The 15,326-nt window shown below is 62.1% G+C and carries 10 protein-coding genes; 6 read left to right on the top strand and 4 right to left on the bottom strand.

The features are described from left to right. The first annotated feature begins 83 nt into the window (after positions 1 to 83). The 4 genes from DWB85_RS00050 to DWB85_RS00035 all read left to right on the top strand — a co-directional run bounded on the left by DWB85_RS00050 (position 84) and on the right by DWB85_RS00035 (position 6,532). Positions 84 to 1,826 (top strand): Vgb family protein, encoded by a 1,743-nt coding sequence (locus DWB85_RS00050; RefSeq protein ID WP_117951859.1) that lies wholly within the window; start codon positions 84 to 86, stop codon positions 1,824 to 1,826. A gap of 5 nt (positions 1,827 to 1,831) precedes the next feature. After that, on the top strand, positions 1,832 to 3,742 hold the full coding sequence (locus DWB85_RS00045) for a pyrroloquinoline quinone-dependent dehydrogenase (RefSeq protein ID WP_117951856.1): 1,911 nt from the start codon (positions 1,832 to 1,834) through the stop codon (positions 3,740 to 3,742). After that, a complete protein-coding gene (locus tag DWB85_RS00040; protein WP_117951853.1) occupies positions 3,739 to 5,730 on the top strand; it encodes an outer membrane protein assembly factor BamB family protein in 1,992 nt (663 codons plus the stop codon). The genes DWB85_RS00045 and DWB85_RS00040 overlap by 4 nt, the downstream gene beginning before the upstream one ends. Before the next feature lie 130 nt (positions 5,731 to 5,860). Further along, positions 5,861 to 6,532 (top strand): DNA-3-methyladenine glycosylase I, encoded by a 672-nt coding sequence (locus tag DWB85_RS00035; RefSeq protein ID WP_117952434.1) that lies wholly within the window; start codon positions 5,861 to 5,863, stop codon positions 6,530 to 6,532. Positions 6,533 to 6,769: 237 nt separating this feature from the next. Here the strand turns inward: DWB85_RS00035 and DWB85_RS00030 are convergent, their stop codons facing one another. Continuing rightward, on the bottom strand, positions 6,770 to 8,665 hold the full coding sequence (locus tag DWB85_RS00030) for a TolC family outer membrane protein (protein ID WP_117951850.1): 1,896 nt from the start codon (positions 8,663 to 8,665) through the stop codon (positions 6,770 to 6,772). Between the two features lie 272 nt (positions 8,666 to 8,937). Between DWB85_RS00030 and DWB85_RS00025 the strand changes: the two genes are divergently transcribed. Together DWB85_RS00025 and DWB85_RS00020 are read left to right on the top strand one after the other, a co-directional pair. Further along, positions 8,938 to 9,642: a transglutaminase-like cysteine peptidase gene (locus DWB85_RS00025; protein WP_239017175.1), complete on the top strand. Its 705-nt coding sequence runs from the start codon at positions 8,938 to 8,940 to the stop codon at positions 9,640 to 9,642. 24 nt (positions 9,643 to 9,666) lie between these two features. After that, on the top strand, positions 9,667 to 11,586 hold the full coding sequence (locus DWB85_RS00020) for a bifunctional diguanylate cyclase/phosphodiesterase (RefSeq protein WP_117951844.1): 1,920 nt from the start codon (positions 9,667 to 9,669) through the stop codon (positions 11,584 to 11,586). A 218-nt stretch (positions 11,587 to 11,804) separates the two neighbouring features. Here DWB85_RS00020 and DWB85_RS00015 read toward each other — a convergent pair whose 3' ends face one another. From DWB85_RS00015 to DWB85_RS19460, 3 genes are all read right to left on the bottom strand, one after another. Next, positions 11,805 to 12,119, bottom strand: coding sequence for a hypothetical protein (locus DWB85_RS00015; RefSeq protein WP_117951841.1), 315 nt, complete (start codon positions 12,117 to 12,119; stop codon positions 11,805 to 11,807). 68 nt (positions 12,120 to 12,187) lie between these two features. Then, a complete protein-coding gene (locus DWB85_RS00010) occupies positions 12,188 to 14,665 on the bottom strand; it encodes a type I secretion C-terminal target domain-containing protein (RefSeq protein WP_117951838.1) in 2,478 nt (825 codons plus the stop codon). Further along, positions 14,656 to 15,294 carry an Ig-like domain-containing protein gene (locus DWB85_RS19460; protein ID WP_476707467.1) on the bottom strand — a complete coding sequence of 213 codons (639 nt, stop codon included), beginning with the start codon at positions 15,292 to 15,294 and terminating at the stop codon, positions 14,656 to 14,658. Before DWB85_RS19460 ends, DWB85_RS00010 begins: the two co-directional genes overlap by 10 nt. Positions 15,295 to 15,326 lie beyond the last annotated feature (32 nt).

The raw sequence follows: 15,326 nt of genomic DNA, 5'->3' as shown, positions 1-15,326 counted from the left end.
TATGCACAAAAAAGTGGCCGCAACGCACATGGACTTGAGAAATCGAGCTGGGATAATCCCGCCGCTCCACAGGAGACCCGATCATGCGCTACCTGCCCCTTTTGCTGTTTTTTTTCACCGCCATCGCTGCGGCCGAGCCGCTGCTGGTGACCGACCCGCAGGGCAAGCCCATTGCCCAGGCCATGGTGACCCGCACACCACTGGAGGTACCTGCCGAAGACCTTAGCGACGACGGCTACGCCCCCCACGGCGTGACCAACACCGCCGCGGTGACAATCACCCGCTTTACCGACCCCCGGGGCGTGGTCGATATCGCCGCTGAGGGCGAGTTTTTCTACCGGGTGCGCGCCCAGGGCTACCAGGACCTGTATTCAGATGTGGCCGAAGGCACGCTGCAGCTGACGCCGATGAACCAGGAGCAGTACATTGCCAGCTACCCCTCCAACGTCTGGCTGTCACAGCTCGACTTTGGTGGCGACCGGGAACTCAAGGAAACCTTCCAGCTCAACTGCGCCTTCTGCCACCAGCAGGCCTCGCCATTCATGCGCAACGAGCGCACCGTGGAGCAGTGGGTCAGCATCATCGAGCGCATGAACACCTACGGCGCGCGCATGCCCAGCGATGACATTCGCCCGACGGCGGAATTGTTGCAACAGGAATACCGGGAATTGCGCGAAAACCCCGAAACCGTGCCCGAGCCGCGCCGCTGGGAAAGCCACCTGTCCGCGGTTGAAATGACCGAATGGCCGATCGGCGACGGCTTCTCGCAAATGCACGACTTCCTGCTGCACCCCAACGGCTACGTTTACGTGGGTGACAACCTGTTCGACCGTATTTACGAGATCGATACCGACACCGGGGAGTACACGGTATACAAGGTGCCCCACGCCGATGACGCCCGCCTCGGCGGCATCCTCGGCAATCGTTTTGAAGTGTTCCCCAAGATGTACAACTATATGGGGGTGCACTCCTTCGCCTACTCGAAGCAGGATGGCAACATCTTTATCACCCCCTCCATGCAGCAAAGCCTGCTGGAGTTCGATATCGAGACCAGGAAGTTCATCACTCACCAGATGCCCGGCGGCCTCTATCCCCACACCATCCGCACCGATGACGCCGACCGGGTCTGGTTCACCATGGCGCTGTCGTCGCAGGTAGCGATGTTTGATCGCAAAACAGAAGAGTTCACCCTCTTCGACCTGCCCGCGCGCAGCATCAAGGAATGGTTGTTCTTCAAATTCCTGCCGCTGCTGTTCAGCCTCGACCCCGAGGACCGCCCCCTGCCCTCCCCGGACCGGGAGTCCACCGGCCTGCCCATGCCCTACGGTATCGACGTGGCCCCTGACGGCGGCGTGTGGGTGGCCCGGCTGTACGCCAACGACCTGGCCCATATCGACCCGGACAGCGGCGAGGTCACCATGATCGACTTTCCCTACAGTGGCCCCCGTCGCCTGCGGGCGGACGCCGATGGCAATATCTGGGTAGTGGCCTTCCAGGTCGGCCTGCTGGTGAAGTACGACCCGCGCCGCAAGACCTTCACCGAATACGAGCTGCCGGTGGTCAACGAACTGCCCTACGCCCTCAATGTGGACCGCGACCGCGGCATGGTGTGGGTGAACGGCAACCAGTCGGATACCATCCTCAGTTTTGATATCGCCAGCGAGTCCTGGAAGGTTTACCCGATGCCGCGACAGCGCTTCTTCACCCGCGATATCGAGATCTCGGAAGAAGACGGCGCGGTGTATACCTCCAATTCCCACTTCCCCACCTGGCAGTCGGAAAGCGCGACCCCCACCCTGCTGCGCATTACCCCGATAAAGGAATAAGGACGGTGCGCCGGATTGCGACCATTGCCGCGCTGCTGTACGCGAGCAGCGCCTGGGGCCAGGACTGGCGCCACTACGGCGGCGACGCCGGTGGCAGCCACTATTCCGCCGCCGCCCAGCTCAACCGCGACAATGTCGACCAGCTGGAGGTCGCCTGGGTGCATCGCAGCGGCGACCTTGAACGCTCCGCGGAACTGCTCAAAAACAGTTCCGCGCAGGCAACGCCCATCCTGCTGCCAGCGGCGGCCGGCGAGTCGCTGGTGTACTGCACCCCCTTCAGTGAGGTGATCGCCCTGGACCCGGGCAGCGGAGAACGGCGCTGGTCCCACGATCCGCAGGTGGACACCGCCAGCCTGCGGCCCTTCCGCTGCCGCGGTGTGGCCTATTACGAGGAAGTCCGGGTCGCCGAGGATGCAAGCTGCCGTCACCGGATATTCGCCAACACCTACGACCGCCGGCTGCTGGCGCTGGACGCCATCACTGGCGAGTTGTGCCGGGACTTCGGTAACCACGGCGAGGTCAGCCAGTTCGGGCGGGACAAAGCGGCCGACGAGATCAGCAACTCCTCGCCGCCGGTGGTGGCGGACGGGCTGGTGATCAACGGCTCGGCAGTGATCGATTTTCGCCTGGCGGAAGCGCCAAAAGGCATCGTCCAGGCCTTCGACAGCCTGAGCGGCGAACTGCGCTGGAGTTTCGACCCGCTGCAGGGCCAGGCCGGCAGCGGCGCCGCCAACGTCTGGGCGCCGATCTCGGTAGACCAGTCGCTGGGGCTGGTTTACCTGCCCACCGGCACGCCGTCACCGGATTACTATGGCGTGAACCGCCCCGATGACACCCGCTACGCCAACAGCGTGGTGGCCCTGGAGCTGGCCACCGGCAAGGTCCGCTGGCACTTCCAGCATGTCCGCCACGACCTGTGGGACTACGATACCCCGGCACAGCCCATCCTGTTCGAGTGGCAGAAGGACGGCGAAACCGTGCCCGCCCTGGCCCAGCCCACCAAGCAGGGCTTTGTGTTTGTGCTCGACCGGCGCAGCGGCGAGTCCCTGTGGGAGATCACCGAGCAGCCGGTACCGTCCTCGCAAATCCGCGGCGAAAAATCCGCCCCCACCCAGCCCAAACCCATCGCCCCGCCGCCGCTGCTGGACCCCTTCCTGATGCCGGAGCAGGCCTGGGGCCTGACGCCCTGGGACCGGGGCGACTGCGCCCGGCAGCTGGCGGAGCTGGATAACCTGGGCCTGTTCACCCCCCTGAGCGAAAAAACCACGCTGATGTTCCCGGGTAGCCTGGGCGGTGCCAACTGGGGCGGCGGGGCTATCACACCCGGCAGCGGTGTGCTGGTGCTGAACGTCAACGCTGCGCCCTTTACCGGGCGACTTGTGCCCAACGAACAAATAGACACCAGCCAGGACGGCAAGGACCACCCCACGGACGGCCAGCGCTTTGTGGTGCCCATGAAGGGCACGCCCTATACCGTGGAAATCAATGCCCTGGTCTCGCCCCTGGGCATTCCCTGCAACGCCCCGCCCTGGGGCAAGTTGGTGGCGGTGGACCTGGTGGCGGGCGAGATCCTGTGGGAGACGGCCCTGGGCTCGGTGCACGAGCTGGGCCCCTTCCCCCTGCCCTTCCACATCGACTGGGGTACGCCCAACCTGGGCGGCGGCATTGCCACCGCCGGGGGCCTGTTTTTTATTGCCGCCACCATGGACCGCCAGCTGCGGGCCTTCGACCTGGCCAGCGGCGAAACCCTGTGGCGCTATACCCTGCCGGTGGATGCCACCGCGACGCCGATGACCTACACCTACCGGGGCCGCCAGTACCTGGTGATCAACGCTGGCGGCCACTTCATGTTTAACCGCGAGGCGGGCGACTACCTGTACGCCTTCGCCCTGCCCGACAACCGTAAGGCGCCATGAAAAAGTTCCTGCTCACACTGGCAATCCTGGTTGCCGGCTCCGCCGCCTATGTGGCCACCCTGGACTCGCCGCTGAAAACCCTGGAGTCACTGGCCATACAGCACGCCGACAAGCTGCCCCTGGCCTACTTTGGCGAAAGACTCTTCAACGAGCACTGCGCCAGCTGCCACGACAACCCGCAGATGCACGCCCCCGGCCGCGAGGCCCTGGCGGGCTTTTCCCTGGACACGGTGATGGTGGCAATGAAGTTCGGCAAGATGCAGCCGATGGCTGCCCACCTGAGTGACATAGAGCGCGGGCTGGTGGCGATCTACCTCTCTGGCTCCGACAGCGAGGCCTTCAACTGGATAGCCTCGAACAGCTGCGACCGTCCGGTCAGCGACGACCAGACCATCTATGTCAGTAGCTGGGGCCAGGCGGAGGGCAACCGGCGCTTTGTCGATGCCGGTCGCAGCAACATCACCCGCGACAATGTCGACAGCCTGGAACTGGCCTGGGCCCTGGCCTTCCCCAAGGTCACCGACATGCGCTCACAGCCGGCCATTATCGGCGACAGCCTGTACTTCGGCGACAAGACCGGCCGCCTCTACGCCCTGGACCGCACCCGCGGCTGCCTGTTGGCGCACACCAAGGTGGCCAGCGGTATCCGCTCGGCAATTACCGCCATAGACCGGGACACCCTGGTGTTCGCCGACTCCATGGCGGTGGTGTACGCGGTTGACCGCCACAGCCTCGAGGTCCGGTGGAGCGCGGACATGCGCCTGTTCAGCACCTCCACCATCACCGGCTCGATCAGCCACCACGACGGCCGCCTGTTTGTGCCGATTTCCTCCTACGAGGTGGCCGCGGCGGGCAATCCCGAACACGTTTGCTGTGAATCCCACGGCGGGGTGATTGCCCTGGACGCCGCCAGCGGCGAGCGCCTGTGGACCTGGCACGCGACCGACGACGCGGTGCCCCGGGGCACGACCAGCGACAACAAACCCCTGCTGGGTCCCTCGGGCGCCTCGGTGTGGAGCACCCCCACCATCGACGTGGCCCGCAACCGGCTCTACGTGGGCACCGGGGAGAATCTCTCCCATCCCGCCACCGAGACCTCCGACGCAGTGGTCGCCCTGGATCTGGACAGCGGTGAGCAGCTGTGGGTATTCCAGGCCACGGCGGGCGACATCTGGAACGCGGCCTGCCTCAGCGGCGGCAGCAATTGCCCGGAAAACGCCGGCGGCGATTTCGATATCGGCGCCTCGGTGATTCACGCCCAACTCGCTGACGGCACCGAGCTGTTGCTGGTGGGACAGAAATCCGGCGATGCCATGGCCCTGGACATGGACGGCCAGCTGCTGTGGAAAACCCGGGTCAGCAACGCCGCCATCGGCCCCGACCTGCACCAGACCACCACCAACGGCGGCATCCACTGGGGCATGGCCCTGTCTGGCGAGCGCCTGCTGGTGCCCGCCGCCGACCCGGAACGGCCGCGCCCCGGCTACGACCCGCGCCCGGGCATTCACGCCCTGGATGTGCGCAGCGGCGACCCGCTCTGGTTCCAGGGCGTGGAGCGGGGTTGCTACCTGGCGGACGAGGACAAACCGCTGATCGGGCTGCAGAACATGCGCGCCGGCAAGAACCGGCCTCTGGAAGAACAGTACGCCTGCTCGTTCTACTACGGGCTGTCGGCGGCGGCCACCGCCACCGCCGAGCTGGTATTCAGCGGCGGGCTTAACGGCGTGCTCAGGGCTTATGACGTGATTAGCGGTGAGCAGCTCTGGCAAACCGCGACCGCCGTCGCGGTGGATACCGTGAACGGCGTCAGCGGCCACGGCGGCGCCATCGACGTGGACGGGCAGGTGCTGGCCGGGGACTGGCTCTACGTGCAGTCCGGCTATGCCATGTTCGGCCAGTTACCGGGCAACGTGTTGCTGGCTTACCGGCTGCCGGCGGACCGGCCACAGGCGGGCCTGTCCTCCTCTGGCGCCCCCGCCAGGGAATGACCTCGGGCACTCTATTCTGGTTGCCATCCCGCGCTGCCCGGTAGCGGGGCGCGGTCATCTCCCTCCTGCGTCCGTGGAACCCGTGCCGCATATCTGGCTGCCCCGCGACCTATCCCGTACACTGCGCATCATGGAAAATTTTGACGCCATCTACCAACGCGCCTGCGAACGCAAGGGCGGTGAGACTGCCCTGCAACGGCTGCTGCCGAAGGTGCGCAGCAGCCGGGCGCTGGCGGGTAGCAAAAATGACCGCTGGCTGGCCGAGATGACCCGCTGTATCTTCCAGGCGGGTTTTGTCTGGCGGGTGGTGGACAACAAATGGGACGACTTTGAGGACGTTTTCTTCGGCTTCCCGCCGGAAAAAATCCTCATGCTCAGCCCCGACCAGATCGACCGCTTCGCCCGGAACCCCCGCATCATCCGCAACCGGCAGAAAGTGCTCAGCATCCAGGCCAACGCCCAGTACATTCTCGACGTGAGCAGGGATCACGGCAGCTTTGGCAAGTTTGTCACCCGCTGGCCGCAGGAGGACCTGATCGGCCTGTTCCAGCACATGAAAAAAGGCGGTAGCCGACTGGGCGGCATGACCGGCCAGCGGGTGCTGCGCAATATGGGCAAGGATACCTTTGTGCTGACCATGGACGTGGTTCGCTGTTTGCGCCGGGCCGGTGTTGAGATCGGGGACAACCCCACCAGCCAGCGGGAGATGAGGCTGGTACAGACCGCTTTCAATACGTGGCATGAACAGTCTTCCCTGCCCTACAGCCACCTCAGCAGGACCTGCGCCTTCTCGCTGGAGTAGGTCCCCGGCGCAACTTCCATGAACGTCCATGCACCTGCGATCACTTTCCGGGGTTTGATCGCCCTGCCCTGAGCCTGCTTTGCTATCGCCCCATGGGAGCCATGGCCGGAAGGATTTTTACTCTGCTGCCAGCCCTGGCAAAAAGCACTGGCGCATCGGCTGCTACTGGCGACAAGGCCTGGCCATGACGGCCAGGAGCCAGGCCGGCCGCGAGGGGCCGGGGTGACGTATTCTGTGTTACTGCGCCACATCCAGTACCAGTTCCACCCGGCGGTTCCGGGCGCGGCCCTCGGCGGTGGCATTGCTGGCGATGGGGGAACCCTCACCGCGGCCGATGGCCACCAGCTGGTCAGCTGAAATGCCGTGTTCATTGATCAGCATATCCCGCACGGCATTGGCCCGGCGTTCTGACAGCCACTGGTTGTAGTTGTCTTCGCCGCTGGAGTCGGTATGTCCCTCAACAGTGGCGCGGATACCTGCATTATCGCGCAGGGCTTCAGCTGCCCGGGCAATTTCGTCGTCATAGGCTGATGAAATTACCGAGGAGTTAAACTCGAACTGTACGTCTACCTCCAGGGACACCATGTCTTCGCCCACGGTGCGATAGCGATCGCTGCCCGCCGCGAGGCCAGCCAGCGCTGCCGCCGAGGCCGCACTGGCGGCTGGGTCCGCACTGGCATTCAGGCGTGCGAACAGCGCGTCGCGATCAACCGAAGCCGGCAGGGGCGCGCCCTGGGGGCACAGGGCCTGGGCGTTCTCATCGTCGCCGTCTCGGGAGAAATCCAGATCCAGTTCAGCGATTTTTTCCGCGTTCAGCCCGTCCATGTCCATAGCCGCCAACAGCAGCCCCATATTGGCCAGGGTGCGCGCCTGGGCCGCTGCCAGGTCAGTTACCGCACTGGTGTGGGCCCGCTGGGTGTCGAAGTACTCGTTTTGTGAGTCCAGCAGGTCAAGCAGGGTGCGCTGGCCGATATCGAACTGGTCACGATAAGCGCGGCGGGTCTTGTCCTGGGCAATCAGGTTGCGTTGCAGCACTTCCACCTGGCGCTCCAGGGCTTCCACATCGTTGAAGGCAATAGTCACTTCCTGGCGCACATTGAGGCAGGCCTGCTTGCGCTCCTCGATAGCCGCGTTGTACAGGTTGTAGTACTCGCGCTTGCGGGCGCTGTCGGAGCCGCCGCGGAACAGGTTGTAGGACACCACCACTTCGATGGCCTCCTCGTCGAAACGACCGTCAATACCGTCGGTATCATGCTCTACCTCGTTGCGGTAGCGCAGGTCCAGGCGTGGCATCATCGGCGCATTGGTGGCGTTCAGGGACTCCTGGGAGGAACGCAGGTTCTCGATGGCGGCATTGATCACCGGGCTGCGCTGGTAGGCCATTTCCAGGGCAGTTTCCCGCAGCTCGGGAATCTCGCCGGCGGGCACCGAGGGCATGGCCAGGTTCTCGCCAGGCAGGCTACCCACTACCCGGTGGAAGCGGGTCATCACATCGTGCAGGTTGGTAATCTCGGTAACCAGGTTGGACTCGGCGAGGGCGACACGGGCGGCCGCCTGCTCCAGGTCCACGCCCTGGCTGACTCCGCCGCCGGTGCGCTCTTCAATTTTATCGTACACGTTCTTGTGTACGATGTAGTTATCCTCGGCGAATTTCACCAGGTTCTGGAACTTTACCGTATCCAGGTAGGCGACAGCGGCTTCCAGGGCGATCTCCTCGGAGGCGCGCTTGAAATCGTAGTAGCGTGACAGCTTGGCATAGCCCAGACTGGCGACCTGGTCACGGGTGGCGAAACCGTCGAACAACATCTGGGTGATGGTGAACCGGGTGGCGTCGCGGGAATAATCCCCCAGATCGATCAGCGGAGTCTCCCGCTCCTCCCGGCCCCACTCAGAGTACAGGTCCACGCTTGGCAGATAGCCGCCACGGGCACCGCGTTCAGCTTCGCGGGTAGCTTCGAAGTTATACCATTGCGAAACCACTCGGGGGTTGGTGAGAACACCCTGGGTTACCGCCGATTTGAAGTCTGTAACCGTATCCAGACCCACCGGGGCCTGGCTCTGGGCCTGCGCAAGCGTTGCTGAAATCCCCATGGCTGCCGCGATTGCAGTCAGCCCATTTTTTTTCCGTCCCATTGTGCTAATCCTTGTTGGCCTACCTCTAATTTCGCCACGCCACAGGCGCAACGACACTCACGTTCCATGTGGCCGCATTTCCACGGTGCCTACTATAAGCGATGTGTAGATTAATCCATGATTTTCCAAGGAAAACTATGAACCAAGTCACAGTTCAGACCACCTTGGTGGCCCAATCGGGATAATTGTTCCCTCAGTGCAGGTGGAAGTAGTCTACTATTGACGCTGGACCGACCAGCGGCGCCAGACGCGCCAGCTCAACAGCAGTAAAAATGACAATGATTACCGACTCGGGGCAGGGGCAGACGACACTATTCCTCCGGCACATTTTCCTGCTGGTATTCGTGTGTCTCACGTGCACAACCCTGGTCTGGGGCCAGCTCGACCTGCAGCGCATGCATACCCTGGCCCTGCAGCGCTATGGGCAGGATACCGCCAACCTGGTGGACGAGTGGTACGCCACTATCGAAAGCATGCGTGACATGTCCGATGCACAACAACTCGATACCGCCAACAAATTCTTCAACCGCCGTATTCGCTGGGTGCAGGACCCGGAGGCCTGGGGCCAGAAAGACTACTGGGCCACGCCGCTGGAAACCATGGGCAAGGGCATGGGGGACTGCGAGGACTTTGCCATCGCCAAGTACTCCATGCTGGTGCTGGCCGGCATGGACATCAACAAGCTGCGTATCACCTACGTCAAGGCGCAAATGGGCGGGCCCAACAGCCCGGTCCACGCCGCTCATATGGTGCTGGCCTACTACCCCTCCCCCACCGCCGTGCCCGAAATTCTCGACAATGTGATCACTGACATCTACCCGGCAAACAAGCGCACCGACCTGACGCCGGTCTACGGTTTCAACAGCCGGGGCCTGTGGGTGGGCGGCGCGGCAACGCCAGCGACCACCAACCCCGGTGCTAAACTGTCCCGCTGGCGCGACCTGCTGCAGCGCGCCGCTGCCGAGGGCATGGGTTAAGCGGAATAAGTAACGGAGCCTGAAATGACACTACACAAGAAACTCTGGCTGGCCATTATCGGGCTGCTGCTGCTGGTATTCAGCGGCAGCTTTCTGGTGACCACGCTATCCGCCAAGTCCTACCTGCAGCAGCAGATCTCGATGAAAAATGCCGACAACGCCGCGGCACTGGCCCTGTCATTGAGCCAGCAGGGGGCAGATGAAGTGCTGCTGGAGCTGACACTCTCGGCCCAGTTCGATACCGGATTCTATGAACTGATCGAGTTGCGTGCACCGGACGGCAAGCTGATGATTCTGCGCCAGGACGACCAGCCCACCAACGGTGCACCGGACTGGTTTATCAGTCTGTTCCCCATCAACGTGGAAGACGGTATCGCCAACGTGCAGGACGGCTGGCAACAGGTGGGGACACTCACCCTGCGCAGCCACTCCCGGTTTGCCTATGAGCGCCTGTGGCAGAGCACCCAGTTATTGCTGTTAATTTTCCTCGCAGCGATGCTGGTCTCCGGATTCGTCGGCGGCCAGGTGCTCAAGCGCATCCTCAAACCACTGGACGACGTGGTCGAACAGGCCCAGGCCATTGGCAAGCGCAAGTTCATCACCATTCCCGAACCCAGCACGCTGGAGTTCAGGCAGGTGGTAAGCGCCATGAACGAAATGTCCGGGCGCATCAAGCATGTGCTCAATGCCGAGGCCAAACGCCTGCAGAAGTGGCAGCGCGATGCCCACGTGGACAAGATTACCGGGCTCAACAACCGCGAACCCTTCATGAAGTCCGTCGAGGCGGCACTGGAAAGCGACGATGTCAACGCGACCGGCAGCCTGAGCCTGGTGAGAATCGCCGGCCTGGCGCAAATGAACCAGCTGTACGGCCGCGGCAATATGGACGGGGTGCTGAAAGAAATCGGCAAGGAACTCAACCGCATCGTCATGCAGCACAGCCGCTGGGCGGCATCGCGGCTGAACGGTTCCGACTTCGCCATCCTGGCGCCGCGGGCCATTGACCCTAAAGACGCAGCCAAACAAATGCAGGACAGCATCCGCGAGGTTCTGGTCAGCCACAGCATGGACAGTAAGGTGTTGCTGCCCACGGCAAGCACCATTTACCGCCACGGCGATACCATCAGCAGCATCATGACCCGTATCGACGGCGCCCTGCTGGCCAATGAGCGCGAGGGCGATTCAGCCATCAGCATCGCCTACGATGGCGACATCCAGATGCAACCGGTGCGCCAGCAAATGGACCAGTGGCGCAACGTGCTGGTGCAGTCTTTCCGCGAGCACAACTTTACCCTGGATTACTTCCCGGTGATCGGCCTGAAGCGGGAGTTGCTGCACTACGAGGCGCCCGCGCGCCTGAACTGGAAGGGTGAGAAGCTATCCGCCGGCCAGTTCCTGCCCTGGATTAACCGCCTGCAGCTGTCGCTGGAGCTGGACAAGGAGGTCGTCGACCTGGCGCTCAAGTCCATTGAAAGCAGCGGCCACCCTACCGCGGCAAACCTGTCGGTGGCGGCGGTGGTTGAACCCGGCTTCCTGAGCTGGATCAGCGAGCGCCTGACCACCAGAAGTGAAGCGGCAAAAAACCTGTGGCTGGAGATTCCCGAGGCCATGGCCTTCCGTCACCTGCCCGCCTTCAAACTGCTGTGCAACCGGGTCAAGTCCGCCGGGTGCCAGATAGGCATCGAGCACATGGGCCACCAGCTTTCCGAGCTGGGCAATATCAGCGACATCGGCGTCGACTACCTGAAGGTCGACGCCAGCTTCGTCCGCGACATCGACAACAACGTCGCCAACCAGACCCTGCTGCGCACCCTGTGTACCGTGGGTCATTCGATTGGCGTGAAGGTCTATGCAGAAGGCGTGCGCAGCGAAGAGGAATGGAAAACCCTGCAGGAACTGGGCGCCGATGGCGCGACCGGGCCGGGCATTTCGCTCCCTGAGTAACTCTTTCCCCCAGCGTCATTCCCTTTATCAGCTCATCCCCGCGAACGAGGTGAATTGCGCCAGAGGCGCAAGAGAAGGTGCCCTGGGGTACAAGGTGAATTGCGCTGTAAGCGCAAGAGAGGGTGCCCTGGGGTACAAGGTGAATTGCGCTGTAAGCGCAAGAGAGGGTGCCCTGGGGCAAGCCGGGATCCACTTATCTTGTGTTTGGCAAAGCCCCCTCAATCATCCCCAATCAAATCCAGCTTTCCGGCCATTTCCTCACGCAACTGCTGGCGGCGCATAATCTTCTGCTGGGCGGACTCGGGCAGCTCAGTAAATAGAATGATGCCTTTATCGATCAATAGCTCCACCAGGTCCTCGAGTACCCGGACAAAGTCCTGGTCGGTGGCATCCAGTGAATTGGCCGCCTGCTGGCTGGCCAGGAACCGGGCGATATCGGGCGAGTCGCCGGGCAGTTCTTCTTCAAAACCATCGGCCGCGATTGCACTCATGGCCACGACCAGCCCCTTGTCGTCACGCTTGATATAAGGCACTTCCTACCTCCATAAAAAAATCCCCGCCACCTCGCGATGACAGGGATTGATCATACTCCCAAACTTGGTCAGTCGGTAATCAACTGTCCGCTTTCCAACATATTCTGAATAACCATCGACAGTTCGTCGCTGCCGACCAGGTCTACGCCCTCCAGGGTAATGGTCTGGTCCACAGTAACGCCAGTGGTATTACCATTGACAAACTCACCGGCACTACTCACCTCAATCACCGTAGCGGCCCCATCGAAGGTCACATTGAGGTAGCTGGTCAGGTCCGCGCTCTCGGCCTCCTCGCCAACCAGCAGGTCGCGCAGATCGATGGCGTCTTCCCCGGAATCACCAAAGCCGGTGACGGACACATCGGTATCGGCGCCGCCATGCTCAGCCAGCGTGAAGACAAATACATCATCACCCTCAGAAGCAAGCAACTGCTCTACCTCGTCGACGTCCTCATCGGTAGACGCCAACAAGGGCTCCGCCTGGATATTCTGCTTAACCTCATTGTCAAGCATCTGGATAGCCGGGTCGGGGTTCTCGGCCACGTTGATCACAAGGCTGCCAGGCAAAGCCAGCGCATCGCCATCGGCGTCGGTAATGGCAAGATCGAGTGCAAAATCGACCTCCCCGGCAGAGCTCGGGAAAAGAGCCCCAAAATCGCCGAGCTTGAAGGTAGAGCCACTGACCCATTCGTACTCGACACTATCGAACAGCGGCGTTGAAGCCTCAGCCCCTGAAATCACCCCTACAGTAACACCCTGGGGTATACCGTTGACCAGCACTGAATGAGGGTCACTGAAATCAACCGTTACGCCAAACGCGGCAACTAACGCGATTCCGGCATAGTCAGACCGATATACCGTAACCGGGGCACCGCCATTTGAAATCACTACCGCGTCTATCGCCTGTTGTTCACTCGGCGAATTGGGATGTAATTGATCTCCATCGATATTCAGATTCGCATCAGATTCCGCGGTGTTGTATGCGCTGATCTTCACCGTCGTGGAGCCCGTCACCTTGGAAAAGGTAGCTTCTGCCCCGTTCACCAGTTGATGAGCGTTACCAACGCCATCACGATTAAAGGTATGGTCCTGGTTGGCCAGGGATGAATAGCCCTGGCCGCCATCGGTCGCCGCAGGATCGCTATTCAGGACATCGATATCCAGCAGGAAATCTACCCGAATTGCTTCAGTGTCGCCGACACTTTGACCATCAGATACACCGACAGTATTGGCTGACTCATTAATTGAGCCGCTCAAAACGCCGTTTTCAATCGGGGTCAGCAAAATGTCAGGGCTGAGGCTCTCGGTGGTGAAATACCCATAGGGTCCGTTACCACCCTTGAAATCGTATGCTTCATCACCGGAATTGAAAGAAACCTCCCCATCCAGTGGCTGTAAGAGCATAAAATCATATGTATCCGCGCCTGGCTCGGCCAGATTCAGGGTAACGGTAAAGACCTCGGTTCGGACACCACCATCGTCGGTGTAACCAGTGAGGACAGTGCCGTCAGCCGAAACATCTGCAAATACATCCAGGCCGCCCGACTGCAACGCTTGCGATCCACCCAGTTCATACAGTGGATCCCCATCGTTGTAGTCAAACTTGAGCGTGCCGCCCTGGTCGGCACCATAATTGTCGTCAATATCGGCGTCGTTCCCGCCAAGCAATCCATCTAAAGACACCCCGGCAGCAACTCCCTCGATGGGATCAACCTTATTAACCAGGCTGGCTGCATCGGGGGTTATCGCCGTCGGGCCGTCATCGAGAATGGCAATCGACAGGATCTCACTCGCCTGGATGCCGTCATCGTCAGTGGCATCGCCATCGCTGTCGGTCACCACCACGTTGAAGTCGTCGAAGATACCCTCCGCCGTGCTGTCGCCCGGGTTGGTCGGGTGGTCCAGGGTATTGTCCGCCAGGGTGTAGGCCCAGCGGTAGGTCGAGCCGTCGAACGTCACGTTCAGGGTGCCGTAGTCACCCACCACATCGATGCCGGTGACATTGTCCGCCGCTGTCACGTCAACGCCGTCAATCACCAGGGACTGCAGCGTGTCATTGCCGGTCGCGATGCTGAAGTCGCCCGACGTGGTCAGCAGCGCCGGATTCGGGTTGCTGCCATCGGCCAGGCCTTCCTCGTCCACCTGGCTGTCGACCACAGACACCGCTGGCACCGAGTCCGCAGCAACGTTCAAGGTCACCGTCGCCTCGGAGTAGTCGCCGTCCGCATCGGTGATCACATAGCTGAAGCTGTCGCCACCGGCGTAACCGGGGTCCGGGGTGTAGACGAACTTGTCGCCCACGATCTGCACGCTGCCGTTGCTTGGCGCCGTGCTGCCCAGGCTGACCGTGATGGCCTTGTCAGCACCCTCGGTGTCATTGGCCAGCACGGACGCAAAGCTGATGTCGGTGGCCGTGTCTTCACCGACCGAATACGCGCCATCGTCCACGGCCGAGGGGCCGTCATCGAGAATGGCAATCGACAGGATCTCACTCGCCTGGATGCCGTCATCGTCAGTGGCATCGCCATCGCTGTCGGTCACCACCACGTTGAAGTCGTCGAAGATACNGTCACCACCACGTTGAAGTCGTCGAAGATACCCTCCGCCGTGCTGTCGCCCGGGTTGGTCGGGTGGTCCAGGGTATTGTCCGCCAGGGTGTAGGCCCAGCGGTAGGTCGAGCCGTCGAACGTCACGTTCAGGGTGCCGTAGTCACCCACCACGTCGATGCCGGTGACATTGTCCGCCGCGGTCACGTCAACGCCGTCTATCACCAGGGACTGCAGCGTGTCGTTGCCGGTCGCGATGCCAAAGTCGCCCGACGTGGTCAGCAGCGCCGGGTTCGGGTTGCTGCCATCGGCCAGGCCTTCCTCGTCCACCTGGCTGTCGACCACAGACACCGTCGGCACCGAGTCTGCAGCAATATCCAGGTACACCGTCGCCGTGGACTGGTCGCCGTCCGCATCGGTAATGGTGTAGGAGAACTGGTCGTTGCCTTCCGCCCCCTGGTTCGGGGTGTAGCTCACCTGGCCTTCCACCGCATCCCAGACCGCAACACCTTTGCCCGCCTGGCTGCTGATCACCACGGAGCCCACCGCCGCCGGGCCATCCGCGCCAAAGGCGTCGTCATTGGCCAGCACATCGATCAGTACCGCAGCGGAATCCTCCGCAATCTCCATACGGTCATCGGTGGCGCCGTCGTCGTTGGCGA

The sequence above is a fragment of the Seongchinamella sediminis genome, from assembly GCF_003457605.1.
In the GTDB taxonomy this organism is placed as follows: Bacteria; Pseudomonadota; Gammaproteobacteria; order Pseudomonadales; family Halieaceae; genus Halioglobus; species Halioglobus sediminis.
This window is presented reverse-complemented; position numbering and strand designations above follow the sequence as displayed.